We start from the raw sequence: 1,765 nt of genomic DNA, 5'->3' as shown, positions 1-1,765 counted from the left end.
GCCAGGTGTAGGTTCACACCCAGAATTGAATGGCTTGCTAACGACACCACCACCGACCCATGCTTGCCCCCGCTGGTTTCAAGATAGCCCGGCTCAGCCGTCCAGCTCATTCCATGTAAAGTCTCTTCCCTCAGGCATCCAGGGCAGCACAAGCGGCGTATTCCCATCAGACCAGGCCGAGAGGGAATTGCCCGAGCAAGAGCAAGCCCTTAGAAGTTGGTTGCCCTCTTTCGAGACAGGAGACTTGAGATGAAGACTGCAAAGACTCCCTTCGCTCTGCCTCACCTGGCCGCCGAATGGGATCCCAGCACCACATCTGGCAGGTTCTGGCAGCCTTCCCGCCGCAGCTTGTTGTTGACCGGTTTGCTGGCGGGAGTGGGTGGGGTGCTTGGGTTGCGCAGCCTACCCAGTGCTGCCCAGACCAACACTGCCGACATCGCCATCCTCAACGCTGCCATCGACTTGGAACAGCAGGCGATCTGGGCCTACAAAACCGCTGCCGGCAAGCTGAGCAACACCGAAGTGGGCAAAATTGTGTTGGAAGTGGCCACCAAGAACCTGAAGGATCACGAACAACACCGCGATCTGTTGGCGGGTGCCGTGCGGCAGTTGGGGGGAACCCCCTCGCCGGCTCGGGATAGCTACGACCTCTCCACCTACATTGACGGCAAAGAAGGCAATCTCGATTCCGACGCCAACATCGCCAAGCTGGCCCTGGCCCTGGAGTTCGATGCAGCCCTGGCCTACAACGATGCATTCGTTCAGCTTTCCAACAAAGACCTGGTGGCTGCCGCCAGCACCATCGGTCCCAATGAAGTTGCCCACGCCACTGCGATCCGGGCCGTGTTCAATCGCCTCGATCCGAGCATTTTGGTGGTGCCTGCTCCCTTCGTCAGCGCCGAGACTCGGGAGCGCTGGATCCTGAAGGTGTAGAGCTGGATGATCTCCAGGGCCTCCCCATGTCCCTATTGAGGCAGCTCCCAAGCGCTTCCCTCACCCCTCTCCCAAAGGGAGAGGGGAGTTAGAGCGGCAGTGCGTAGCAATAACGACGTAACGAACCGTTTCATTGCTATTTAAAACGACTAAACGACTATAGGAAGTCTCAGCCTTTTTGCTCTTCCTGGCCTGTGTGGAGAAAGCCCTATGCCAATGACGCGGCGGTTGCTGTTGCTGAGTGGGCTGGGATCCCTAGTCAATGTGGGGGCCATTTTGGCCGTGGAGCGCTGGCGACGAGCCGGCTCGGCTGCGGGTCAGGATCCTGTCGAGACAACGGCAGCAGTCGAGGCTCACGGCCCGCTGGCGCAAACGGAAGCAGAGGTGATCATTCGCGGGTTTCAGTACCTGCCCCCGGAGATTACTCTCAAGCGGGGGGGCAAGGTGACTTTCACCAACCTGGATTCCACCCCCCACACGGCTACTCCTGTGGCAGGGGCGCAGTTCCAAGGGACAGGGCGGCTGCGGCGCAACGAGAGCAAAACCTTGACCTTCGAGGTAGCCGGCATTCAGGAGTATTTCTGCGATATTCACCCCAGTATGGTGGGTCGAGTTGTTGTCGTCGAGTAAGGTGAAAGCCATGCCAACGGAAACCCTGGGATCCCCTGTCCCTTTTTGGACCCTCTGTCGGCGGGTGTACCTGGTTTGGGCCATTCTTTTGGGGATCGGGTTTGCCGCCACCCAGTTTCACCAAGAGGCCAACATCAACTGGCTGTGGTTGCTGATTTCTCTTATTGGCTTGGGCTATATGGTGCGGCAGACGGCGCTGCCG

Annotated in this window: 3 protein-coding genes; all 3 read left to right on the top strand. The window is 58.9% G+C overall.

Annotated elements, in window-relative coordinates:
• The first annotated feature begins 249 nt into the window (after positions 1-249).
• Entirely contained in the window at positions 250-933 is a 684-nt protein-coding gene (locus NW853_RS04630; RefSeq protein WP_414348029.1) for a DUF4439 domain-containing protein, read from the top strand.
• A 210-nt stretch (positions 934-1,143) separates the two neighbouring features.
• The gene (locus tag NW853_RS04625) at positions 1,144-1,563 is read left to right on the top strand and encodes a plastocyanin/azurin family copper-binding protein (RefSeq protein WP_414348027.1); all 420 of its coding nucleotides are present in this window, start codon (positions 1,144-1,146) and stop codon (positions 1,561-1,563) included.
• A gap of 10 nt (positions 1,564-1,573) precedes the next feature.
• The coding region (locus NW853_RS04620; protein ID WP_414348024.1) for a hypothetical protein at positions 1,574-1,765 on the top strand (192 nt) is incomplete at its 3' end.

Origin of the sequence: Synechococcus sp. H55.11 (assembly GCF_047462475.1) — a bacterium.
Classification (GTDB): Bacteria; Cyanobacteriota; Cyanobacteriia; order Thermostichales; family Thermostichaceae; genus Thermostichus.
This window is presented reverse-complemented; position numbering and strand designations above follow the sequence as displayed.